General features: G+C 70.7%; 17 protein-coding genes. 5 read left to right on the top strand and 12 right to left on the bottom strand.

The window, feature by feature from the left end:
- Nucleotides 1-11 precede the first annotated feature (11 nt).
- The 7 genes from E4N62_RS21075 to solA all read right to left on the bottom strand — a co-directional run bounded on the left by E4N62_RS21075 (nt 12) and on the right by solA (nt 7,673).
- The gene (locus tag E4N62_RS21075; protein ID WP_230216634.1) at nt 12-1,394 is read right to left on the bottom strand and encodes an aminotransferase class III-fold pyridoxal phosphate-dependent enzyme; all 1,383 of its coding nucleotides are present in this window, start codon (nt 1,392-1,394) and stop codon (nt 12-14) included.
- Nucleotides 1,391-2,257, bottom strand: a complete 867-nt coding sequence (locus E4N62_RS21070; protein ID WP_230216632.1) for an ABC transporter permease — start codon at nt 2,255-2,257, stop codon at nt 1,391-1,393. The genes E4N62_RS21075 and E4N62_RS21070 overlap by 4 nt, the downstream gene beginning before the upstream one ends.
- Nucleotides 2,254-3,150: an ABC transporter permease gene (locus tag E4N62_RS21065; RefSeq protein WP_230216630.1), complete on the bottom strand. Its 897-nt coding sequence runs from the start codon at nt 3,148-3,150 to the stop codon at nt 2,254-2,256. Before E4N62_RS21065 ends, E4N62_RS21070 begins: the two co-directional genes overlap by 4 nt.
- Nucleotides 3,151-3,153: 3 nt before the next feature.
- The gene (locus tag E4N62_RS21060; RefSeq protein WP_230216628.1) at nt 3,154-4,296 is read right to left on the bottom strand and encodes an ABC transporter ATP-binding protein; all 1,143 of its coding nucleotides are present in this window, start codon (nt 4,294-4,296) and stop codon (nt 3,154-3,156) included.
- Entirely contained in the window at nt 4,289-5,395 is a 1,107-nt protein-coding gene (locus E4N62_RS21055; RefSeq protein WP_230216626.1) for an ABC transporter substrate-binding protein, read from the bottom strand. The genes E4N62_RS21060 and E4N62_RS21055 overlap by 8 nt, the downstream gene beginning before the upstream one ends.
- A 74-nt stretch (nt 5,396-5,469) precedes the next feature.
- Nucleotides 5,470-6,531: a succinylglutamate desuccinylase/aspartoacylase family protein gene (locus E4N62_RS21050; RefSeq protein WP_230216624.1), complete on the bottom strand. Its 1,062-nt coding sequence runs from the start codon at nt 6,529-6,531 to the stop codon at nt 5,470-5,472.
- A 2-nt stretch (nt 6,532-6,533) separates the two neighbouring features.
- Nucleotides 6,534-7,673, bottom strand: coding sequence for an N-methyl-L-tryptophan oxidase (gene solA / locus E4N62_RS21045; RefSeq protein ID WP_230216622.1), 1,140 nt, complete (start codon nt 7,671-7,673; stop codon nt 6,534-6,536).
- Between the two features lie 282 nt (nt 7,674-7,955).
- Here solA and E4N62_RS21040 point away from each other — a divergent pair, with 282 nt between their 5' ends.
- Both E4N62_RS21040 and E4N62_RS21035 read left to right on the top strand, forming a co-directional pair.
- Entirely contained in the window at nt 7,956-8,702 is a 747-nt protein-coding gene (locus E4N62_RS21040) for an IclR family transcriptional regulator (protein ID WP_230217050.1), read from the top strand.
- A 254-nt stretch (nt 8,703-8,956) separates the two neighbouring features.
- Nucleotides 8,957-9,700, top strand: a complete 744-nt coding sequence (locus E4N62_RS21035) for an IclR family transcriptional regulator (RefSeq protein ID WP_230217048.1) — start codon at nt 8,957-8,959, stop codon at nt 9,698-9,700.
- A gap of 14 nt (nt 9,701-9,714) precedes the next feature.
- On the opposite strand, the gene E4N62_RS21030 is transcribed toward E4N62_RS21035, so the two are convergent.
- From E4N62_RS21030 to E4N62_RS21015, 4 genes are all read right to left on the bottom strand, one after another.
- Nucleotides 9,715-10,068: a cupin domain-containing protein gene (locus tag E4N62_RS21030; RefSeq protein WP_230216620.1), complete on the bottom strand. Its 354-nt coding sequence runs from the start codon at nt 10,066-10,068 to the stop codon at nt 9,715-9,717.
- 124 nt (nt 10,069-10,192) lie between these two features.
- Entirely contained in the window at nt 10,193-11,632 is a 1,440-nt protein-coding gene (locus tag E4N62_RS21025; protein ID WP_230216618.1) for an NAD-dependent succinate-semialdehyde dehydrogenase, read from the bottom strand.
- Complete coding sequence (locus E4N62_RS21020) at nt 11,629-14,532, bottom strand: FAD-binding and (Fe-S)-binding domain-containing protein (RefSeq protein ID WP_230216616.1); 2,904 nt, start codon at nt 14,530-14,532, stop codon at nt 11,629-11,631. The genes E4N62_RS21025 and E4N62_RS21020 overlap by 4 nt, the downstream gene beginning before the upstream one ends.
- Entirely contained in the window at nt 14,529-15,797 is a 1,269-nt protein-coding gene (locus E4N62_RS21015; RefSeq protein ID WP_230216614.1) for an aspartate aminotransferase family protein, read from the bottom strand. Before E4N62_RS21015 ends, E4N62_RS21020 begins: the two co-directional genes overlap by 4 nt.
- Nucleotides 15,798-16,093: 296 nt before the next feature.
- On the opposite strand from E4N62_RS21015, the gene E4N62_RS21010 reads away from it, so the two are divergent.
- From E4N62_RS21010 to E4N62_RS21000, 3 genes are all read left to right on the top strand, one after another.
- On the top strand, nt 16,094-17,788 hold the full coding sequence (locus E4N62_RS21010) for a PucR family transcriptional regulator (RefSeq protein WP_374117027.1): 1,695 nt from the start codon (nt 16,094-16,096) through the stop codon (nt 17,786-17,788).
- A gap of 455 nt (nt 17,789-18,243) precedes the next feature.
- Nucleotides 18,244-19,332 (top strand): homoserine dehydrogenase, encoded by a 1,089-nt coding sequence (locus E4N62_RS21005; RefSeq protein ID WP_230216611.1) that lies wholly within the window; start codon nt 18,244-18,246, stop codon nt 19,330-19,332.
- Nucleotides 19,325-20,755: an aldehyde dehydrogenase family protein gene (locus E4N62_RS21000; RefSeq protein WP_230216609.1), complete on the top strand. Its 1,431-nt coding sequence runs from the start codon at nt 19,325-19,327 to the stop codon at nt 20,753-20,755. Before E4N62_RS21005 ends, E4N62_RS21000 begins: the two co-directional genes overlap by 8 nt.
- A 232-nt stretch (nt 20,756-20,987) precedes the next feature.
- On the opposite strand, the gene E4N62_RS20995 is transcribed toward E4N62_RS21000, so the two are convergent.
- Nucleotides 20,988-22,847, bottom strand: coding sequence for an ABC transporter permease subunit (locus tag E4N62_RS20995; RefSeq protein WP_230216607.1), 1,860 nt, complete (start codon nt 22,845-22,847; stop codon nt 20,988-20,990).

Here is a 22,847-nt window from a genome sequence, read left to right as displayed (position 1 = left end):
CAAGATGTGGATCAGATGCGGGCCGATGCCTCGGCGAGGACGCCCGCGATGATCGCGGCGATACGGTCGAGGACGGCGCGGTCGCTGATCAGCGGGGGCGCGATCTGGACCAGCGGCGCGGAGCGGTTGTAGACGCGGGCCAGCAGGCCGGCCTCGCGCAGCCGACGAGGGATCAGGTCGCCGATGAGTTCGGTTCGGGCCTTGGCGCTGAAAGCGCCGTCGTCGAGGTCGCCGACGAGTTCGCAGGAGTAGAAGAACCCGGTGCCGCGGACGTCGCCGACGATCGGCAGATCCTTGAGCGCCGTCATGCGCCTCGCCAGGTTGCCCTGGAGACCGCGGACGTTGTCCAGGATGCGGTCCCGCTCCATGATCTCCAGGTTGCGCAGGGCGATGGCTGTGCTCAGCGGGTGGCCGGCGAAGGTGTAGCCGTGGTTGAGGACCGCGCCGGGCCGGTTGATGACCTCGGTGACCTTGGTACCGACCAGGGTCGCGCCCAGGGGGGCGTATCCGGCGGTGATGCCCTTGGCGACGGTGACCATGTCCGGGCGGGCGCCGTAGCGGTCACCGCCGAACCACTCGCCGATCCGGCCGAAGGCTGTGATGACCTCGTCGGCGACGAGCAGGAAGCCGTACCGGTCGGCGAGCGCCCGCAAGCCCTGCCAGTAGCCCTGGGGCGGGGTGATGCAGCCGCCCCGGTTCTGCACCGGCTCGGCGATCAGCATCGCGACGGTCTCGGGGCCCTCGGTCAGGATCGCGGCCTCCAACTCCGCGAGCAGCCAGGCCGTGTACACCTCGTCGTCCGCGAACTCCGCTGCAAGTCCCATGCGGTTGGTGTTCGACACGAACCTGGTGTCGATCGCCGGCGGGCCGTACGGCTCCGTCAGCCCGGGGTCGTCGTTGAACGACAGCGTGCCGATGGTCAGTCCGTGGTAGGCGCCGCGCCGGGCGATCGCCTTGACCCGGCCCGGCTCCCCGCGCAGGGCGTGGTAGCGGCGGGCGATCTTCCAGGCGGTCTCGACGGCTTCGGCGCCGCCGCTCGAGAAGAAGGTGTGCTCGATGTCGACGGGGGCGATCCGGGACAGCCGCTCGGCGAGCTCGATGGCCGAGGGGTGCGCGGACCCGGTCCACAGCGGGCTGTAGCACAGCTCGCGCAGTTGCCGCTCGGCGGCCTCGGCGAACTCGGGGCCGTAGGAGTAGCCGAGTTGGCAGCAGTACAGCCCCGACAGGCCGTCGATGTAGCGCCTGCCGTCCGAGTCCTCGACGTACGGGCCCTCCCCTCGCCGGATGACGAGGAGGTCTTCGCCCTCGTCGCCGAGCGATCCGTTGGCGGTCATGTGCAGCAGCAGGTGCCGCTGAGCGGTGGCCGCGGTCAGCTGAGCGGCGGCGGTGGTCATACGGCTTCGCCTCCCGGGTTGGCGACGCCGACGGTGTTCTCGACCGAGAGCAGGGATTCCTGCCGTCCGGAGCCGAGCCAGCGCACCAGGGCGACCAGGCCGAGCGCGAGGATGGCGAAGGCGATGAGGATCGCGCTGACCGCGGTGACGCTCGGGTCGATCTCGAAGGTGAGCGAGTTGTAGACCTGCACCGGCAGAGTGACGGTGTCGACCGAGGAGAGGAACTGGGAGATGTAGAACTCGTCGAAGCTGGTGATGAAGGAGAAGATCGCCGCGGCGATCATGCCGGGTGCGGCGAGGGGGAAGGTGATCTTCCGGGCGATGGTGAGGCGGCCGGCGCCCATGCTGGCGGCGGCGTCTTCGAGGCGTTCGTCGATGCCGCGCAGCGTGGCGATCAGGATCAGCACCGCGATGGGTGAGGCGAGGACGGTGTGCCCGAGGGCGATGGCGATCGGGCTGCCCAGCATCGCGGCCGGTTCGAAGAGGAGGAACAGACCCAGGGCGGTGACGATCTGCGGGATGACCAGCGGGCCGAGGACCAGCGCGAAGACCGCGGAACGCAGCGGGAGTTCACTGCGGACCAGAGCAGTCGCCGCAGTCACCCCGATGATCAGGGAGAACACGGTGCTCAGCGCGGCGACCAGGGCGGACAGCGAGAGCGCGGCGGGCCACTTGCTGCCGTCGGCGAACAGGGCCTTGTACCAGTTCAGCGTCCACGCCTCGGGCGGGAACGCCGCGAAGGCGTTGTTGCTGAAGGAGGTGACGAGGATGACGACGATCGGCAGCGCGAGGAAGAGGAGGATGACGGTGGCCACGGCGGTGAGGGCGATGCGGCCGGTGAGGGACTTGCGCAGTTCCATCATGTGGCGCTCCTCTTCTTACGGCTGGCGCCGAGCGAGGTCACGGCCTTGACCAGGAGCAGTCCGGCCAGGGTGAGGACCAGCAGGATCACGCCCTGCGCGGCGGCCCCGTTCCACTGGTTCTCCTTGGTCACCTGCTGGTTGATGAGGGTGGCGATCATCGTCTGGTTGGGGCCACCCATCAGGGCCGGGGTGATGTAGTAGCCCAGCGAGAGGATGAAGCTGAGCAGTCCGGCACTGGCCAACCCTGGGGCGACCAACGGCAGATACACCCGCCGGAAGATGGTCACCTTGCCCGCGCCCATGCTGGACGCGGCCGCCAGCAGCCGGCGGTCCACCCCGCGCATCACCCCGTACAGCAGCAGCACCGTGTAGGGGAGCATCATCGAGGTGGTACCGATGACCACACCCAACTCGTTGTAGAGCAGCTGGAACGGCGCCCCCGGGACCGACATCGCGGCCAGGGACTCGTTCACCAGGCCCTTGTCACCGAGCATGATGATCCAGCCGTAGGTGCGCACCAGCGCGGACACGAAGTGCGGGACGACCACGACCAGCATGGCCAGACCGGCCAGGATGGGCTTGAGCCGGGTGATCGCCTGGGCCAGGACGAACCCGAAGACCAGGCTCAGCACCGCTGTCTCGGCGGAGATCCGCAGCGTGGTGAACAGCACCGACAGGTTCACGCCGGTCAGTGCGTCGGCGTACCAGTGCAGGGTGAACGAGCCGTCGGCGTCCTTCAGGCTGAGCAGCAGCGTGGAGAAGATCGGGTAGACGAACAGCAGCAGCAGATAGACGACGACCGGCAGCGCGTAGAAGATCCCGACCCGCGTCCGACGCGAAGCCAGCAGCTTGCGCGGACGGGCGGGAGCCCCCGCGGTGAGGGTGGCTGCCATGGCTCACCCCGCCTTTTCGTCGGTGGGGAAGAGGTTGACATCCTCGGGGTCCGCACTGATCCCGACCCGCTCACCGGCCACAGGGCCCCGGCCGGCGGGGACCTCCAGGCGCAGCAGCGGCCCGTCACCACCGTCGATCCGCACCCCGGCGCGCACCAGCGTGCCCACGTAAGTGGCGTTCTCCACCGTGCCGGTACAGAACCCGTCATCACTGGCACAGGCCCGCAGCCGGCCCGGCTGCACCGCAACCTTCACCTCGGTACCGGAGGGCAGCTGGTGGCGGCGCGCCTTCAGCAGAGTGCCGCCGGCATCCAGGCGGACCAGGGTGTGCTCGTCGGTGTGCTGCTCGATGCGGCCGGGCAGGAAGTTGGCCGCGCCGAGGAAGTCGGCCACGAAGGGGGTCCTCGGCCGTTCGAACAGCTCGCGGGGGGTGTCGAACTGCTCGATCAGGCCGTTGCGCATCACCGCGATGCGGTCCGACATGACCAGCGCCTCTTCCTGATCATGCGTCACATAGATGACGGTCAGGCCGAGTTCCTGCTGGATGGTCTTGATCTCCACCTGGAGCTGGTCGCGCAGCTTCTTGTCCAGGGCACCCAGCGGCTCGTCCATGAGAATCACCGGCGGGCGATAGACCAGCGCCCGGCACAACGCCACACGCTGCTGCTGACCACCGGACAGCTCACGCGGCTTGCGGCCGCCGAAACCGGACAGGCCCGCGATCTCCAGCGTCTCCCCCACCCGACGGCGGATCTCATCCTTGCCCACACCACGCAGCGTGAGCGGGAAGGCGACGTTCTCCTGCACGGTCATGTGCGGGAACAGGAGGTACTGCTGGAAGACGAAGCCCAAACCCCGCTTCTGCGGCGCCAGCCGCGTCACATCACGGTCCCCGACGGTGATGGTGCCGGAGTCGGGTTCGCAGAACCCGGCGATCATCATCAGCGTCGTGGTCTTGCCCGACCCCGAAGAGCCCAGGAAAGTGACGAACTCCCCCGCGGCAATGTCCATGGACGCCTCGTCGACGGCCACGACATCGCCGTAGGTCTTGCGCAGGGCCACCACCGACAGCGATTTGCCGGTCGCGGTGGCCGGCTTGTTGCCGGCCACCTTCACCGACGGTACGGCGATACCGAACTCAGCCACGAGCCCACTCCAACCAGCGCTTGGTGACGGCCGATTCGTTCTTCAGCCACCAGTCGATGTCCGCGTCGAAGCCCTTGTCGTAGTACTGCGGCGCACCCGCGAGCGCGTTGCGCTCGTCCTCGGTGAGCTTGGCGTAAGCCAGCGGGGAAGCCGGGTTCGACGGGAACGCCTTGGCCAGAGCGGCCTGGCTCTCCGCCCGCAGCGAGAAGTCCATGAGCTTGTAGGCGTTGTCCACGTTGGCCGCGTCCTTGGCGATGGCATAGCCCTGGAACTGCCGACGCATCCCGTTGAGCTGCCTGGTGACCGGGACACCCTGCTTCTCCAGATCGGCGATACGGCCGTCCCACACGGTGGACATCGTCACTTCCTGGCGGCTGAGCAGCACACCGGGGAGCGGGCCGCTGTCCCAGAACTTCTTGATGTCACCCCGCAGCCGCGTCAGCACCTTGAAGGCACGGTCCACATCCAGCGGGTACAGCTTGTCCATGGGAACGCCGTCGGCCAGCAGCGCGAACTCCAGCTCCGGCAGGTCACCGTCCGGGTTGCACATCGAACGGCCGCCCTGGAACGCCTTGGTGTCCCAGAAGTCCGCCCACGACTCGGGCTTCTTGCCCCCGAAAGCATCCGTGCGGTACGCCATACAGGCGCCGTAGAAGCTGTTCCCGATGGCATGGTCGGTGACCTGGCCCTCGGGGATCTTCGCGCTCTTCACGCTCTTGACCCGGTCGAGGTCCAGCGCCTCCAGCGCGTCCTGCTTGACGTACTTGGTGTGCGACATCATCGAGTTGTTGATCAGGTCGCACTGCGGCCGGCCCTGCTTGATCTGCGCCAGCAGCGGAGCGTCGTCCAGGTTCAGCACCTTCACCTGGATACCGGTCTCCTGCGTGAACGGCGTGTAGATCGCCTTCTGCAGCGCAGCGCCGTAGGAACCGCCGCTGTCACGGACGACCACCGTCTTGCCGCCGCCCTTGCCCCCGCCGGACGACACACGGCTGGTGCCGGTACCGCAGGCGGAGAGGGTGGTCGCGGCGGCGACACCCGCCGTGACCCCTCCTATTCCTCGCAGGAACAGTCTGCGGTCTATTCGGGCATCTTTCATTTGGTGCCTCCTGGTGGTACTGGCCGTGAGAAGGGGCGGCTGGGGACGTGGGAAGGGGCGGCTGAAATGGGGGTCTAGGGGCGGGGATCCGCCTCATCGGATCCGGCACCGAGGCCGGGGGCCCGGAAGGTGTCGGCCCGCGCGGCCGTGTCGGGGTCCCACGGGAGCGCGAGGGCGGCGAGTTCCTTGCCGGGGGCGACGGTGAGGCCGTGCATGCCGTAGAAGATCCGTCCGTCGGCCGGGGCGTGGACGGTGTGTTCCGTGCCGTCGACCGGGTCGATGATGCGGCCGAGGAGGTCGCCTTCGGCGACTTCGCCGATGATGTCGGCGTCGAAGGAGAACTCCGGGTACCACAGGCCGGTGGCCTCGGCGGTGACGCCGGCGGACCAGACCCACTCGCGGATCGGTGCCGGAGCGGAACCGTCCTGGTCGAGGACGCCCAGATGGCGCAGTGCCCTCAGCAGGCCGTCGACGCGGCGGAGGGCGGTGGCCTCGTCCCGCTGGCCGAGCTGGCCCACCTCGACGAGGACCGCCGAGATGCCCCGGCGGGCGGCGGCCGCGTGGCTGTTGCCTCCCTCGGGTGTCAGCCCGAGGATGACGTCCTCGATGCCGAAGGAGCCTGCCAGTTCGGCGGTCGCCTTGTCGAGGTCCGGGTCACCGGTGAGGCGGTAGCCGACGAAGTCCCGCAGGACCTGGTCGATGGCGCCGCAGTGCAGGTCGATGTAGACGTCGGCGCCGTCGAGTAGGTGGGCGAAGAGCCAGGCGGCCAGCCGCTCGGTGGGGCCGCCGGCCGCGTCGCCGGGGAAGACGCGGTTGAGGTTGACGCCGTCGACCGGGGAGATGTTGAGCCGGCCCTGGTAGACGGCGGGCGGGTTGGCGACCGGACAGATGATCACCTGTCCGTGCACCTCGTCGGGTTCCAGCCCGTCCGCGAGTCGCACGGCGGCGTCGATGGGCGGGAACTCGCCGCCGTGCACACCCGCGGTGATGACGACCCGGGGGCCGGGGCGGGTCCCGTTGACGAGGGTCAGCGGAATGTCCGCGGTGAGAGTGCCCAGGTCGGCGCGGACGGTGCCGCGGACCTTGGTTCCCGGCTCGGCCACCAGGGTGCCGACGGAGAGCGTGGTGTCGTTCATGGTCATGCCTCCGTACGGCCGACGGTGGAGAGGAAGTCGATGGGCTGGGGCGAAGCGCCGTCCAGCGCGAGGTCCGCGGCGATGTCGCCGAAGGCGGGCGAGAGTTTGAAGCCGTGGCCGGAGAAGCCGGCGAGGAGGATGACGTTCTCGGCGCCGGGCAGGGGGCCGACCAGGGGGCGGCTGCTCTCGGTGTAGCCCTCCATGTAGACGGAGAGGCGGGTGGGGTCCGGGTGCAGGTCGGGCAGGTATCGCCCGATCAGCTCGGAGAAGATGTCCAGCTCGTCCGGGCGCACGGTGCGATCCAGCTGGTTGGGGTCGTCGGCGAGCCGGTGCAGCGCACGGGACAGTCCGAGCTTGACCGAGATGCCGTCCGGGGAGGGCAGGCCGTAGCAGTGGGTGGGGGCGGTGCGGATGAAGGCCGGGCGCTCCTCGCCGAACCAGGCGTCGGGGTCGGTCGGCACGTACCAGGCGCTGACGAGCCGGCGGACCTCCACCTCCCAGGGCAGGTCGGGCAGGAGGTCGTTGACCCAGGGACCGGGGCTGACGACAGCGGTGTCGAAGCGCTCGCTGCCGGAGTCGGTGCGGATTTCCACGCCGTCGGCGACAGGGACGATCTCGCGGACCGTGCTGTAGCGGTGGATCACGGCGCCCAGCTGTTCGGCGCGGCGCGCTGCGGTCTGGATCGTCAGTTCCGGGCGGATGAACCCGGCGCGGCGGTCGAGTACGGCTGCGTCGCCGTCCTCGATGCGGTACTGCGGGAAGCGCTTGGCGAGCGTGTCGGCGTCCAGTACCTCGTGGTCGAGGTCGTGGTCGGCGATGGACTCGAGGACGGTGGCCATCTGCTGGTGTTCGGTCGGCCCCATGAGCAGGCATCCGGTCAGACGGCGCAGCTCGCGGCCGGTCTCCTGCTGAAGCTGCTCCCAGAGGGCGTCGGCGTGCTTGAGGAGCGGGACGTACCGGGAGTCCTCGAAGTGCGCGCTGCGGAAGATGCGGGTCTCACCGCCGGCAGCGCTGCGGTCGTGGCCGGGAGCGTATCGGTCGTATCCGACGACCTCGGCGCCGCGGGCCGCCAGCCGCCAGGCGGCCTGGCTGCCCATCGTTCCGACGCCGACCACCGCGACGCGCTTCCTGGCAGCTGACACAGGACTTTCCTTTCGTATCGCCGAGGCGCATGCTGGCCCTTCGACGTGAGGATTGTTCGATTCGAGATGGTTTGGCGGGAGCCAGGTCCCCCATGTGGACCCGCGGCTCGCAACCGCCGCGTCTCGCAGTCCGGCTCACTTCCGGGGATCTCTCCGAAGGCCGTGCCACCATGTGGAATGCCGTGCTAGAATCTGGCACAGAGAATGACAGCGGCTTCAGCGAGGAGTCAAGAGGGTGTCCAGCAGAAATTTCGAGGATTAACGGGGGGAAACCGGATGGAAATGAAGAGCGTCACCAGGTCGCTTCGGATCCTGGAGGCGGTCGCCCAGCATCAGCCCGTAACCGTAGGGGAGTTGACGAAGCTCTTCGGGCTGCCGAAGTCCACGGTGCAGCGCACCTTGGTCTCGCTGGCGGAGGCCGGCTGGCTGCGCGCCAACCGCAAGGACACCACTCGCTGGGAGATCGGCGCCCGAGTCCTGGCCGTACGGCCCGCCGCACTACAGGGCTCCAGCCTGTTCGCCGCCGCCCGCGAACCCATGATCCGGCTCCGCGACGCGGTGAACGAGACGATCCACCTGTCGGTGCCGGACGCCCTCCAGTGCATGGTCGTGGTGGACCGCGTCGACTGCGACCACCCGGTACGCACCTTCCACACGATCGGCGACACCTCACCTCTGCACGCCACAGCCGTCGGGCGCGCCGTACTCGCGCACCTTCCGAGGCGGGACGTGGAAGACCTCGTCGCGGCCGGGCTGGAGCGGTTCAGCGACACGACGCCCGGTGACCCCGACGAGCTGCGTGCCGAGCTGGACCGGATCCGCACCGACGGCTACGCGGTCAACCGCAACCAGTTCCGTCCGGGCGTCTGCGCCGTCGCCGCCGCCGTGCTCGACGAGGACGGCACCCCGCTGGCGGCCGTGGCCATCTCCATGCCCGAGGCGCGCTACCACGAGGACCAGGCACCCAAGTGGGGCCGCCTCGTCGCGGACACCGCCGCGGAGATCTCACAGCGCCGCCTGGGCGCCTGAACGGCGGACGACGACCGCACCGCACGCCCCGTCGACCCGAGGGCCGGCCTCGCATACGTCAGCGTGCGAGGCCGGCCCTCGGTTGGGAACCCCGGCACACCCCAGGGCCGGTCCACTGATCCACCAGATCCCAGCCGTGTGCCATATTGTGGCATCCTATGCTGGAGTCCGGCACGGATCATGACCGTGACTCCGTGCTGGAGTCGAGAAGTGAGAATCAGGGATCCACGGGTCCGAGGGGGCATCGCATGGAAATGAAGAGCGTCACCAGGTCACTGCGGGTACTGGAGGCGGTCGCCCGACACCAACCCGTGACCGTCGGGGAGCTGACGAAGATCTTCGGGCTGCCGAAGTCCACCGTGCAGCGCACGCTGGTCACCCTCAACGAGGCGGGCTGGCTGCGGGCGAACCGCAAGGACACCACCCGCTGGGAGATCGGCGCCCGAGTCCTGGCCGTACGACCGACCGCACTACAGGGCTCCAGCCTGTTCGCCGCCGCCCGCGAACCCATGATCCGGCTCCGCGACGCCGTGAACGAGACCATCCACCTGTCGGTGCCCGACGCACTGCAAGGCATGGTCGTCGTCGACCGCGTCGACTGCGACCACGCCGTACGCACCTTCCACGCCATCGGCGACACTTCGCCCCTGCACGCCACCGCCGCCGGAAACGCCGTCCTCGCCCATCTGAGGAAGTCCGAGATAGACGAGGTCACCGCGGGGACGCTGGAGGGCTACGGCGAAGAGACCATCACCGACCCGAAGCAACTACGGGCGGAGCTCCACCGCGTGAGAGAGCGTGGCTACGCCGTCAACCACAACCAGTACCTGCAGGGTGTCTGCGCGATCGCGGCACCCGTGCTCGACGGCGAGGGAACTCCGCTGGCCGCCGTGGCAGTCTCCCTGCCCGACTCCCGCTTCGACCCCGTACGGCTGCCCGAGCTGGGCCGGCTGGTCGCCGAGACGGCCGCGGAGATCACCGCCCGGCACCTGGCCTGACGACGCTACCGGCATCACTTCACGATCACGTAGATCTTGCGCACGGTTTCAACGGTCTTCCAGACACCGACGAAGCCCGGCTTCATGACAAAGCTGTCGCCCGCCTTGTAGACCACCGGCTCGCCGCCTTCCGGCGTGAGTTCCACGACGCCGGCGAGGATGTGGCAGAACTCGAAGGCCTCGCCCTTGATCGAGCGCGTCTCGCCGGGCGTCGCTTCCCAGACGCCCGTATGGATCATCTCCCCGCGGGCGATGTCCTGGGGCCAGGTCATGAACGCGGGGTCTCCGGAAACCAGACGCTCCGGGAGCGGGCCGGACTTGTACGGCGCGAAGGAGGGATTGGTGTCGATGGTCTTCAGGAACGACATGTTCTTTCTTTCCTAGGAGTCGAGAATCTGATGGCCGCCCACCCGTGCCCGGCGGCGTGGAAGGCCGGGCACGGGTGAGGCCCGTCGCGGTGCGTGCTGCGGCGCGGTCAGGGCATGACCGCCGTCAGCTCACGGGCACCGCGAGGTACTGGTACTCCAGGAACTCGTCGATCCCGACCCGGCCGCCCTCGCGGCCCAGCCCGGACTGCTTGACCCCGCCGAAGGGTGCGGCCGGGTTGGACACCAGGCCCGTGTTCAGCCCGACCATGCCCACCTCCAGCCGCTCGCTCACCCGCAGGGCGCGGTCGAGGCCCTCGGTGAAGACGTAGCCGACCAGGCCCCAGGGGGTGTCGTTGGCCCGGCGGATCACCTCGTCCTCGTCGTCGAAGGTGAGGATCGCGGCGACGGGGCCGAAGATCTCCGTGTCCATCAGGCGGCTGCCGGGATCGACGTCGGCCAGCACGGTCGGCGGGTAGAAGCAGCCCGGGCCTTCGGGGGTGCGGCCGCCCACGAGCACCTGCGCCCCGCGCTCCACCGCGTCGGTGACGAGTTCCTCCACCTTGGCGCGTCCCCGCCTGTCGATCAGCGGGCCGACGTCGACGCCGTCCCGGGTGCCCGGACCGACGACCAGCGCGCCCATGCGCTCGGCCAGCCGCCGCCCGAACTCCTCCGCCACCGAGCGGTGCACGAAGAAACGGTTGGCGGCCGTGCAGGCCTCGCCCATGTTGCGCATCTTGGCGACCATCGCGCCGTCCACGGCCTTGTCCAGGTCGGCGTCCTCGAAGACCACGAACGGCGCGTTGCCGCCCAGTTCCATCGACGTCCGGACCACCGCATCCGCACTCTGGGCGAGGAGCAGCTGTCCGACGGCCGTGGAGCCGGTGAAGGAGAGCTTGCGAATCCGCCCGCCGCGCAGGAGCGGTTCGCACACCTCCCCCGCACGGGAGGTGGTGACGACGTTCAGCACGCCGTCCGGCAGCCCGGCCTCCTTGAGGATCGCGGCGAGGGCAAGGCTGGAGAGAGGGGTCTGCGGGGCCGGCTTGAGCACCATCGTGCAGCCGGCGGCGACCGCCGGGCCGATCTTGCGGGTGCCCATGGCCAGCGGGAAGTTCCACGGGGTGATCAGCAGGCAGGGGCCGACCGGGCGGCGGGAGAGCAGCATGCGGTTGCGGCCGTCCGGCAGGGTGGCGAGGCCACCGTCGATGCGCACGGCCTCCTCGGAGAACCAGCGGAAGAACTCCGCCGCGTACGCCACCTCTCCCCTGGCCTCGGCCAGCGGCTTGCCCATCTCGGACGTCATCAGGTGGGCGAGCTCGTCGGTGCGCTCGATGATGATCTCGTAGGCGCGGCGCAGGATCTCGCTGCGCACCCGGGGCGCCGTACGCGCCCAGTCCTCCTGCGCCCGCACGGCCGCTTCCTCGGCGAGCTTCGCGTCCTTGGCACCGGCGTCGGCGACGTGGCAGAGGATCTCGCCGGTGGCGGGGTCGTCGACGGGCATGGTGGCGCCGTCCGAGGCGTCCACCCAGGCACCACCGATGAACAACTGCGTGGGCGTGTCGGTCATGAGTTCTCTCCTGGTTGTCCGGGTCGGTCGGCGGCGGGGTCGAGCAGTTCCGCGAGGTGCAGGGCGCGGATGCCCCGGTCTCCGGCGAGGTGGTCGATCTGGGTGGCGCAGCTGAAGCCGTCGGCCACGACGACGGCCGGTGCGCCCGGGTCGATGTCGTCGAGGCGTGGCTTGAGGGCGAGGTCGGCAACGGCCATCGAGGTGTCGTAGTGCTGCTCCTCGAAGCCGAAGTTGCCGGCGAGTCCGCAGCAGCCCTCGGCCTCGTCGACCTTCGCCACGCCGAGGCGGCCGAGCAGGTCGCGGGGGTGGCGGCCCTTGAAGGTGGCGTACTCGTGGCAGTGGGTCTGCAGCACGACGTTGTCCGGCAGCTCCGGGGGCGTCCAGCCGGGCTCGGCGAGGTCGGTGAGGGCTCCGGTGAGGGTGTGGACGCGGGCCGCGACACGCCGGGCGGCGTCGGTGCCGAGGAGTTCGGGCACGTCACGCTTGAGTGCCGCGGCGCAGCTGGGTTCGGCCACGACGACGGGCCGTTCGTCGCCGTTGTCCAGGCGGGCGACGGTACGGGCCATGATGCGGCGCGCGAGGGACAGCTGTCCGGTGCTCACCCAGGTCAGTCCGCAGCACAGATCGTCCTCGGCCGTGCAGGGGATGCCCGCGTCTGCGAGTACGCGGCTCGCGGCCCCGGCCACCTCGGGGCGGAAGGCGCGGGTGAAGCTGTCCACGAACAGCAGCGTCTTCGCCGGTTCGCCGGTCCTCGACGCCCGCAGGGCCCGGCGCACCGCGCGGCGGGAGGCGAAGGCCGGGATCCGGCGCTTGGTGGTCACCCCGCCGAGGCGCGCGAGCAGCTTCCCGGCGGGTCCGCGCAGCAGCGCGTTCAGCGGGCGGGCCGCGTACCCGACGAGCTTGGACGTCAGGGGCAGCCAGCCGAGGGAGTAGTGGGAGCGGGGTCTGAGCCTGCCCTTGTAGTGCTGGTGCAGGAACTCCGCCTTGTACGTGGCCATGTCGACGCCGACCGGACAGTCGCTGGAGCAGGCCTTGCAGGACAGGCACAGGTCGAGGGCGTCACGCACATCCGTGGAGCGCCAGCCGTCCTGGACGGTGCCGCCCCGCACCATCTCCTGGAGCAGGCGGGCCCGGCCGCGGGTGGAGGCGTTCTCCTCCCCGGTGGCCCGGTAGCTCGGGCACATCACGCCGCCCGCGTCGCTGCGGCAGCGGCCGACGCCGACACAGCGGCGTACCGCGCCCGCGAAACCGTCCTCGTCGTGCGGGAAGGAGAAGAGGGTCTCGACGGGCAGCACGTCGGAGGGGGTGTGCAGCGCCAGATCGGCGTCGAGGGGGGCCGGGGCCACGACGACGCCCGGGTTGAGCAGGCCTTCGGGGTCGAAGATCTCCTTGAAGGCGGCGAAGGTCCGGATCATCCGGTGGCTGTACATGACCTCCAGCAGTTCGCCCCGGGCCCGTCCGTCGCCGTGTTCGCCCGACAGGGTTCCGCCGTGCTCGACGACCAGGGCGGCGGCTTCGGAGAGGAACCGCCGGGTGGCGGCCCGTCCCGCGTCCGTGGCGAGGTCGAAGTCGATGCGTACGTGGACGCAGCCCGCGCCGAAGTGCCCGTACAGCACGCCGGTCAGGCTGTGCGCGGCCAGCAGCTTGCGGAAGCCGCGCAGGTAGGCGGCCAGGTCCTCGGGGGCGACGGCCGCGTCCTCCCAGCCGGGCCATGACTCCCCGCCGTCGACGAGTCGGGCGGCGAGCCCCGCTCCGTCCTCGCGGACCCGCCACAGCGAGCGCCGTTCGGCCGGGCTGTGCACGACCCGCCCGCCGGTCATCCGGCCCTGTGCCTTGAGCACGTCCAGCAGTTCGCCGGCGCGGGCGTCGACGGCCGCCTGGTCGTCGCCGTCGAGTTCGACGTACAGCCAGGCACGGCCCTCGGGGAGACCGGTGACGGAGTCCGGGCCCCGCCGGGCCCGCATGGTGGCGACGATCGCCTCGTCCATGCCCTCCACGGCGGTGGGGTTCCAGCGCAGGATCTCGGGCACGTCCTCGGCGGCGTCGACCACGTCGTCGTAGCCGAGGGTGAGGAGGGTGGAAGCCTGTGCGGTCGCCACCAGGCGGACCGTCGCGGCGGTGATGACCGCACAGGAGCCTTCGGTGCCCACCAGCGCACGGGCCATGTCGAAGCCGTGCTCGGGCAGCAGGTGATGCAGCTGGTAGCCGGAGACCTGGCGCGGGATACGGCCCAGTTCGGTGCGGAGCAACGCAAGGTCGGCGTCGATCAGGCGGCGCAGATCCGCTTCCAGACCTGCGACACGCTGGACGGCCTCCCTGTCCTCCGGGTCGGCGGCCCGCAGTCCGGTCCGGTCGGCGACGGCCCGCACGCCGCCAGCCGTCACGATCTCCAGCGCCTCTACGTGCCCGCTGGTGCGCCCGTGCCGCACGGACCGGTTGCCGCACGCGTCGTTGCCGATCATGCCGCCGATCGTGCAGCGACTGTGCGAGGAGGGGTCGGGGCCGAAGGTGAGCCCGTGCAGGGCGGTCGCGGACCGCAGCACGTCCAGGATCACTCCGGCCTCGACGCGCGCGGTACGCGCCTCGGGGTCGATGTCCAGGATCCGGTTCAGGTACCGGGAGAAGTCCAGTACGACGCCGGGTCCGACGGCGTTGCCCGCCATGCTGGTGCCGCCGCCGCGTGCGGTGACGGGGATGCCGGTCTCACGGCAGGCCCGCAGCACCGCGACGACGTCGTCGGCGCTGCGGGGAAACACCACGGCCCTCGGCGGCACCCGGTAGTTGGAGGCGTCGTAGGCGTAGGGACCGGTGGAGCCGGGGCCGGTCTCCACCCGCAGGCCGGGAGCGGTCTCGGCGAGCCGCGCGACCAGCGGCTCCAGGGCCGTGGCGGTGTCCGTCATCGCTCGGCCGCTCCCGATGTGCCGGCCTCGACCGCGGTCGCCCACGCCTGGAGGCCCTCGTCCACCGCGGTCTCGTCGATGACGAGTGCCGGGATCATGCGGACGACCTGGTTCCAGGCGCCGCACAGCAGCAGGAGCAGGCCCTGGTCGACGGCGGCGCGCTGGACTCGGGCGGCGGTTTCGGGGTCGGGGCTGCCGTCCTCGTTGACGAACTCGGTGGCGAGCATCAAACCGAGGCCGCGCACGTCTCCGATGCCCGGCGTCCGGTCGGCGACCGCCTCAAGGCCCTGCCGCAGCCGCTTGCCCATGGCCTCCGCGTTCTCGACGAGCTTCTCGTCGCGTACGACGTCGAGGGTGGCGCAGGCCGCGGCGCAGGCGACGGCGTTGGCGCCGTACGTCCCACCCTGCGAGCCGGGCCACGCCTTGGTCATCAGCTCCTCGGAGGCGGCGATGCCCGACAGCGGGAAGCCGCTGGCCAGGCCCTTGGCGGTGACGAGGATGTCCGGGGTGACGCCGAAGTGGTCGTGGCCCCAGAAGCGGCCGGTGCGGCCGACGCCGGTCTGCACCTCGTCGTGGATGAGGAGGAAGCCGTGGCGGTCCGCGCGCTCCCGCAGGCCCTCCATGAAGGCGTGGTTGGCGGGGACGTAGCCGCCCTCGCCAAGGACCGGCTCGACGATGATCGCGGCCGTGTCGGCGGGCGAGGAGATCGTCTGGAGCGTGTAGTCGAGCTCCTTCAGGGCGAAGCGGGTGGCCGTCTCCTCGTCCCAGCCGTACCGGTACGCGGACGGGAAGGGGGTGACGACGACGCCGCTCATCAGCGGGGAGAATCCGGAGCGGAAACGAGTACCGGAGGTCGTCATGGAGGCGGCGGCGACGGTACGGCCGTGGAAGCCGCCGTGGCAGACGATGACGTTGGGGCGGCCGGTGGCCTGGCGGGCCAGCCGCAGCGCGGCTTCGACGGCCTCGCTGCCGGAGTTGGTGAAGAACAGGCTGTCCAGGCCGGCCGGCAGCACCTCGCCGAGCTTGTCGACGAGGCGGCGCAGCGGCTCGTGCATGACCGTCGTGTACTGGCCGTGGATCAGCGTGCCCACCTGCTCCTGGGCTGCCGCGACGACCTTGGGGTGGCAGTGCCCGGTGCTGGTGACGCCGATGCCGGCGGTGAAGTCGAGGTAGCGGCGGCCGTCCTGGTCGAAGAGGTGGACGCCCTCGCCCCGGGCCGCCACCACGGGCGTGGCCTGGCGAAGGTGCGGCGACAGTGCGGTCATGTTCGTCTCCCGGCCTCGGTGTTCGGTCTGCTGCGGTTCTGCGTCGGTTCTACTGGGGTTCTGCTGCGGTCTGACGAGCATCTCGGCGGACCGGGGCCGCGCCAACGCGCGATCTGTCCGGCCGGGACGCGGTATCCGGACGTTGTGTCAGGCGGGCCGGGCCCTCACCCCCCGCCCCTGCGCCTCGTAGCTGCCGTCTCCGGGCTCTTGCGCAGGTCAGCGACGCTTGTCAGAGTGACCGGGCACGTCCCCAAACTCCGTGGCTGCACCGGAGCCGGGACCCCCATGGAGGCACCGTGAACGAGAACCACCCCACGGCTCCAGGGCCGGGCGCCGACGGCCCCGAGGCCTGCGTGCCGGGCCGCGAGATGAACACCGTCGGCCGCCCGCTCACCGTGGCCGACGTGCTGGCCCTTCCCGTCCTGGCCGCCGGACAGCCACAGGTGGTCACCGGCTTGTCCCGGCTCGACAGGCCCGTCCGCTGGGTCCACATCACCGAGCTGACCGACCCCGCCTCCTTCCTGAAGGGCGGCGAACTCGTCCTTACCACCGGCATGCCTCTGCCCGAGGAGCCGGCCGGCGTACGTCGTTACGTCGACGAACTCGCCGACATCGGCGCGGCGGCCCTGGTCATCGAACTGGTCCGCCGCTACCACCGCCCGCCCGACGCCCTGGTCCACGCCTGCCAGGCCCGCGGCCTGCCCCTCGTCACCCTGGCCAAGGACGTCAACTTCCTGGAGGTCACCCAGGTCGTCCACGCGTTCATCCTCGGCAACCAGGCCGAGGTGATGCGGCGGACCCAGCGCGTCCACGAGGCGTTCACCGCCCTCACCCTGCGCGGTGCCGGGCCCGAGGACGTCGTACGCGCCGCCGCCGAGATGAGCGGCCGCACCGTTGTACTGGAGAACCTGGTCCATCAGGCCCTCGTCTGCGAGCCTTCCGGTGACACGGCAGAGACTGCACTCGCCTCCTGGGAACAGCGCTCCAGGGCAACACCGCCCGCCGACCACACCACCGTCTCCGGCCCCGAGGGCTGGCTCGTGGCGCCTGTGGAGTACCAGGGCGAACGCTGGGGCAGGGTGGCCATGCTCCCGCCTCCGCCCAGCCCGGCCCCTCACTCGCCCTCCGGCCCGTTCGGCCCGGAAGCCGTCACCGTCCTGGGGAGAACCGCGATGGCTCTCACCATCGCCCGTCTCACCCATCCCACGCCGTGGGAACGCGCCGCTCACCGCAGCGTGCTGCGCGACCTCGTCGAACAACGCCACCGCTCTCCCGACGACGCCGGGACCCGGATCGCCGCGCTGGGCCTGCCCACGGCGGACTCCCGCTTCATCGCGGTACTCGCCGACGTCCCAGGCGAGGACGACACGGTCAAGGCGGAGGAACTCCTCTCCGAGGAGCTGAAGAAGAAGGGAACACAGGCCCTCGTCGGCCTCCTCGGACCGACCCGCGTCGGCATCCTCCTGTCCCTGCGTCCCGAGCAACCGTGGCGACCTGTCGTCGAACACCTGAGCCGCACCACACTCGACCTGGTTCCCGGGACAACGGTGAGCACGGGCAGCGAGGCGACAGACCTCCCCGCCGTCGCCCGCTCCTTCCGTGAGGCGACCCGCGTCGCCGAAGCCACCGAGCCCGGTCAGCCTCTCCCTCCGGAACGCTCTTACCACGAACGATCCGACATCGGCCTGCGCCGCCTCCTCTTCGCCCTCCGCGAAGACACCCGCATCCAGGACTACGCCGAACGCCGACTCGGCCGGCTCGCCGACCACGATGCCCGCCACGGCACGGACCTGCTGACCACCCTGCGCCACTACCTGGACGCGGCAGGCAACAAGACGGTGGCCGCCCGCTCCGGTGGTCTGTCCCGCGAGACCGTCTACCAACGTCTGCGCGCCGTCGAGCGAATCCTCGACTGTGACCTCGAGTCCGGCGAACAGCGCACCGAACTGCACGTGGCACTCACGGCCCTCGACGTCCTACGGGTCCGCTGAGGGGTGTGCCGGCCGGTGGACTCGTACGGGCTGGGGTGAACGAGCCACGATCCTGATCGGTCGGCCTGCCGGAACGCCGCGTGCGCCCCCGCTCACCCGTAGCTGCTGCTGGGCCCTGTCGTCACATTCCCGTTGTCGCCCGAAGGGCGGCCCCGCGGCGTCGTGGGGGTACCTCCCGGTCGAGCGCAGCCGAGACTGGGGGAGCGTGCTCTCGGCGTGCCGGGCACTGACCCGCGTACTGGACGTACTCGGGTCAGTGCCCGGTGCGTCGAGAGCGCGTGCATGGCGTCGCGGGGCAGGCGGGAATTCGACGACAGGGCCTAAGGCGAATCGCCCTACGACACAGCAGATCGGCATGCCGTGTGGTCGTTGTGGCATGGAGCAGGTGACAGGCACAGAAGCGAGGCTCTGAGCAGCCGCACCGTGAAGGCGGCGGACTGTGAAGGAGCGATCTCATGGGCCGATACGATCTCGCCCTCATCGGCTTCGGCGGCGTCAACCGCGCGCTTGCCGAGCTGATATCCCAGAGAGGGGAGCGCCTGGCCGAAGAGCTGGGTTTCGCCCTGCGGGTGGTGGCGATCACCGATCTGCGGGCTGGTTCCCTGGTGGACACCGACGGCATCGATCTGACGCCGCTGCTGGCCGCCGAGCCCGGTGAGCTGAGCTTCGCGGGCCTTGCCGGCGGCAGCGCTGATCCGCGCAACGAGTGGGTGATCCGCGAGGTGCCGGCCGACATCGTCGTGGAGGCGACGTTCACCAACCCCGGCGACGGCGAGCCCGCCCTCTCCCATGTGCGCTGGGCCCTGGAATCGGGCAAGCACGTGTGCACCACCAACAAGGGACCGGTCGCGCTCGCCGGCCGGGCGCTGAAGCGGCTGGCCGCCGAGCGTGGTGTCAACTTCGAGTTCGAGGGCTCGGTACTCAGCGGCACCCCCGTCCTGCGCACCGCCGAGCGCATGCTCGGCGGCCTGGAGATCACCGGCGTCCAGGGCATCATGAACGGCACCTCGAACTACGTCCTGGGCCGCCTCGAAGAGGGCATCGACCTTTCGACGGCCATCGCCGAAGCCCAGGAGCTCGGGTACGCCGAAGCCGATCCCACCGCGGACATCGAGGGCCACGACGTCCAGCTCAAGGTCATGATCCTGGCCAACGAGGTCCTCGGCGCCGACCTGCGCCGCGAGGACGTCTTCCGCGAGGGAATCTCCGCGATCACCCCCCACGAGGTACGGGACGCCGCCGCGAAGGGGCTGCGCTGGAAGCTGGTCGGCTCCGCAACCCGCCACGAGGACGGCAGGGTCGATGCCCGCGTCGCCCCGCTCGCTCTGCCCGCCGATCACCCGCTCGCCGGGATTTCCGGTCCGGTCAACGCGGTCGCCTTCCACACCGACCTCCTCGGCACCGTCACGGTCTGCGGGCCGGGCGCCGGCCGCATCGAGACCGCCTACGCCCTGCTGTCGGACATCATCGCCATCCACCAGCGCCACGCGGACGACGACACCGCCCCCATCCGCCCCGCTCTGAAGGAGACTCACCGTGTCTGACACCGCCGTGCCCCCCAGCCTCGAACTGGGCACTGACACCACGCCCGTGCGCAACCCCTACACCGGCGAGGTCATCGCCTCGGTCCCCACCGCCGACGCAGGCGCCATCGACAGCATCCTGCAGCAGGCCAGGTGCGGGCGCCGCACCGCGGCCGCCCTGTCCCGCGCCTCCCGGGCCTCCTTCCTGGAACGCGCCGCCCGGCTGATCGAGCGGCGCGCCGAGTCCTTCGCCCAGCTGATCGTCAGCGAGGCCGGCAAGACCATCACCCAGGCCCGCAAGGAAGTCGCCCGCGCCGTCAACACCCTGTCCCTGTCCGGAGCAGAGGCACGGCGCAACGCCGGCGAGGTCATCCCCTTCGACTCCCACGAGGGCTCGGAGAAACGGCAGGGCTGGTTCACCCGCGAACCGCTGGGCATCATCGCCGCCGTCACACCCTTCAACGACCCGCTCAACCTGGTCGCCCACAAACTCGGCCCGGCCATCGCCGGAGGCAACGCCGTCATCCTCAAACCCTCCGCGCTCACACCGCTGTCCGCACTGCGGCTGGTCGACACCCTCATCGAGGCCGGCCTGCCCGAGGAGATCGTCACCGTCGTCAACGGCGACACCGACATCGCCGCCGCGATCGTCGCCGCCCCCGACGTGCGCATGGTGTCCTTCACCGGAGGATTCGCCACCGGCGAGGCCATCTCCCGCACCGCCGGCCTGAAGAAACTCGCCATGGACCTCGGCGGCAACGCCCCCGTCATCGTCATGGACGACGCCGACCTCGACGAGGCCGTCGCCTCCTGCGTCTCCGGCGCGTTCTGGGCCGCGGGCCAGAACTGCATCGGCACCCAGCGCATCCTGATCGCGGCCGAGGTCTACGAGCGCTTCCGCGACGCCTTCGTCACCCGCACCAAGCTACTGCGCGTCGGCGACCCCCTCGACGAGCGCACCGACGTCGGACCCATGATCACCCAGCAGGCCGCGGCCGCCACCCGCGCCAAGGTCGACACGGCGGTGGCCGAGGGCGCCGTGCTGCTGTGCGGCAACGACGCCACCGGCGCCCTGTACACGCCGACCGTCCTGGAAGACGTTCCGGCGACCTGCTCGATCTGGCAGGAGGAGGTGTTCGCCCCGGTGGTCGTGCTGCAGCCGTTCACGTCCTTCGAGGACGCCGTCGAGCAGGCCAACGCCATCGACTACAGCCTCCACGCCGGCATCTTCACCTCCCGCCTGGACCGCGCCCTGACCGCGGCCCGGCTGCTGGAAGCCGGCGGAGTCATGATCAACGACTCCTCCGACTACCGCCTCGACGCCATGCCGTTCGGCGGGTTCAAGTACGGCAGCATGGGCCGCGAAGGCGTGCGCTTCGCCTTCGAGGAGATGACCCAGCCCAAGGTCGTCTGCGTCAACCACATCAGCGAAGTGGTTCAATGACCGCCTTCCGCACCCGGACGAACCCCTGGACCGCTGGAGCCGGAAGTCGATCGGCAGAGCGAGCATCGGCTGTCCCGGATGCGTCACTCCGAGGGCGCGGACACGGGTCAGCACCGCGCCCCGTGACGCAAGGCCTGACTGCGTGCACTTAAGCCGCCGAACTCACGCCCCCGCGCAGGCCCCGAGGCGCTGGGGAACGGGTCCGCCGTCGAGCTGCCGCGATACGGCGGCGTCATACAACCGACCGGGGTTCGGTTCGCCCGGCACTGACCTTGTCCTCCTCCCCCTGCACACCTCTCCTACGGGACCGACGGGACGTCCGAACCCGGACTGACGTCGGGCGGCGCATAGCCGCGGCGTCCGTGCCGGAGAGGGCGAGGACGGAGAACAGGACGAGTGCGCAGGCCGGGCCGAGTACGGTCCAGGGCGCCAGTTCCGCGTACTGCTGGTTCTCCGACAGGAGGCGACCCCACTCTGCGGTGGGCGGCTGCTCACCCAGACCGAGGAAGCCGAGGGAGGCCAGTACGAGGACCGTTGTGGGCAGGCGCAGGAGCGCGTTGCGCAGGACGCCGGGCAGTACGGCGGGCAGCAGGTGGTGGCGGAGCAGGTACCGCGGGCCGGCGCCGAAGGAGATGGACGCGAGCATGTGGCCGCTGGCCCGTTCCTGTTCCAGCAGGGCCGCGGTCTGGGCGGCGTACGGGGTCCAGCCGACCAGGCATACCGCGAGGGCGGCACCCGGGGCCGACGGGCCTGTCACCGCCGTGGTCAGCATCCCGGCGAGGACCGCCGGCATCGTCGACACCACTTCCGTGAGCCCCGCGCCGACCTGTGCCGCCATGCCGAGCAGCAGCCCGGTGAGCGCGCACAGCGCGGTCACCACGAGGGCCACACCCACCGTGCGCAGCGCCCCGTGGCCCAGCCGTGCCAGCAGATCGCGGCCGAGGGAGTCCGTACCCAGCGGGTGCGCGGCCGAGGGCGGGAGCAGTCGGGCCGCCGTGTCCACGTGCAGGGGGTCGCGGAGCAGTCCGGCGACGACCAGGATGAGGAGCGCGACGGCACAGACTCCCGCGACCCAGCGGGTGGAGCGCCCTCGCGGGAGGCGCGGTGCGTGCAGGGCGGGCAGAGCCCCGTCCCGCAGAGCCGGGCCGAGCAGCGCGCGTCGCAGGGCATGGATGAGGAGGCCGGCGACGACGCCGAGCAGGATGAGGGCCAGGGTCGCGGTCTGCAGGGGTGGGAGGTCCTGGGCAATGGCGGCGTCCAGGGCGAGGCGGCCGAGTCCGGGAATGTTGAAGATCTTCTCCACGGCGACCGCGCCGCCGACCAGGGCCACGACGGTCGGCAGGAGTTGCGGGAGCACACCGGCCAGCGTGCGCCGCAGCGCGTGCCGGGCGACGTGGTTGGGTGGGAAGCCGTAGGCGTGCCAGGTCCGGGCCCACGGTTCGTTGAAGGCGGCGGGCAGCGACTGGTCGAGCAGGCCGCCGATCATCGCCCCGGACGGGACGCCGAGGGCGAGCGCGGGCAGCACCATCGACGATGGTCCCTCCCACCCACTGGACGGGAACCAGCCCAGCCACACCCCGCACACGGTGGCGAGGAGCGAGGCGAGCAGGAACTTGGGCAGCGCGGCGAGTACGGCGACCCCGATGGCGCCGCTCCCCCGGTGCAGCCGTCGCCGGGAGCCGAGATACAGGGTGCGGGCGCTGACCAGTGCGGAGACGGCGATGGTGACGACAAGCGCTCCGAACATCAGCGTGACGGAGACCGCGAAGGCGCTCGTCACCTGGGGCAGAACCGCCTCACCTGACACCCAGGATGTGCCCGCGTCGCCCCGCGGCAGCCCGCCCAGCCAGTGCACGAGGTGCGTGAACGGTCCCTCGTCCAGACCCAGTTGCTCCCGAACGGAGACCAGCTGGGCGGGCGTGGGATCCTGGTCGGCGGAGCGGGCCCGCAGGACGGTCAGTGCGGGGTCGTTGCCGGACAGCCAGGGCAGCAGGGCCACGGCCGTCAGCAGCGCGGCCCCGGCGGTGAGGCGGCCGAGGCCCGCGCGCCACCGGGACGGGCGGGCCTCGGTACCGGCCGACATGACGCTCAT

The organism is Streptomyces sp. MNU76, from assembly GCF_020982545.1.
Classification (GTDB): domain Bacteria; phylum Actinomycetota; class Actinomycetes; order Streptomycetales; family Streptomycetaceae; genus Streptomyces.
Note: the sequence above shows the minus strand (reverse complement) of the source record. Positions and strands in the feature narration are given on the sequence as shown.

Bases quoted from the DNA above. Each gene is read 5' to 3' on its own strand.
- E4N62_RS20995 (WP_230216607.1), bottom strand. From the start codon at position 22,847: ATGAGCGTCATGTCGGCCGGTACCGAGGCCCGCCCGTCCCGGTGGCGC.
- E4N62_RS21075 (WP_230216634.1), bottom strand. From the start codon at position 1,394: ATGACCACCGCCGCCGCTCAGCTGACCGCGGCCACCGCTCAGCGGCAC.
- E4N62_RS21055 (WP_230216626.1), bottom strand. From the start codon at position 5,395: ATGAAAGATGCCCGAATAGACCGCAGACTGTTCCTGCGAGGAATAGGA.
- E4N62_RS21015 (WP_230216614.1), bottom strand. From the start codon at position 15,797: ATGACCGCACTGTCGCCGCACCTTCGCCAGGCCACGCCCGTGGTGGCG.
- E4N62_RS21025 (WP_230216618.1), bottom strand. From the start codon at position 11,632: ATGACCGACACGCCCACGCAGTTGTTCATCGGTGGTGCCTGGGTGGAC.
- E4N62_RS21005 (WP_230216611.1), top strand. From the start codon at position 18,244: ATGGGCCGATACGATCTCGCCCTCATCGGCTTCGGCGGCGTCAACCGC.
- E4N62_RS21035 (WP_230217048.1), top strand. From the start codon at position 8,957: ATGAAGAGCGTCACCAGGTCACTGCGGGTACTGGAGGCGGTCGCCCGA.
- E4N62_RS21020 (WP_230216616.1), bottom strand. From the start codon at position 14,532: ATGACGGACACCGCCACGGCCCTGGAGCCGCTGGTCGCGCGGCTCGCC.
- E4N62_RS21040 (WP_230217050.1), top strand. From the start codon at position 7,956: ATGAAGAGCGTCACCAGGTCGCTTCGGATCCTGGAGGCGGTCGCCCAG.
- E4N62_RS21030 (WP_230216620.1), bottom strand. From the start codon at position 10,068: ATGTCGTTCCTGAAGACCATCGACACCAATCCCTCCTTCGCGCCGTAC.
- E4N62_RS21065 (WP_230216630.1), bottom strand. From the start codon at position 3,150: ATGGCAGCCACCCTCACCGCGGGGGCTCCCGCCCGTCCGCGCAAGCTG.
- E4N62_RS21070 (WP_230216632.1), bottom strand. From the start codon at position 2,257: ATGATGGAACTGCGCAAGTCCCTCACCGGCCGCATCGCCCTCACCGCC.
- E4N62_RS21050 (WP_230216624.1), bottom strand. From the start codon at position 6,531: ATGAACGACACCACGCTCTCCGTCGGCACCCTGGTGGCCGAGCCGGGA.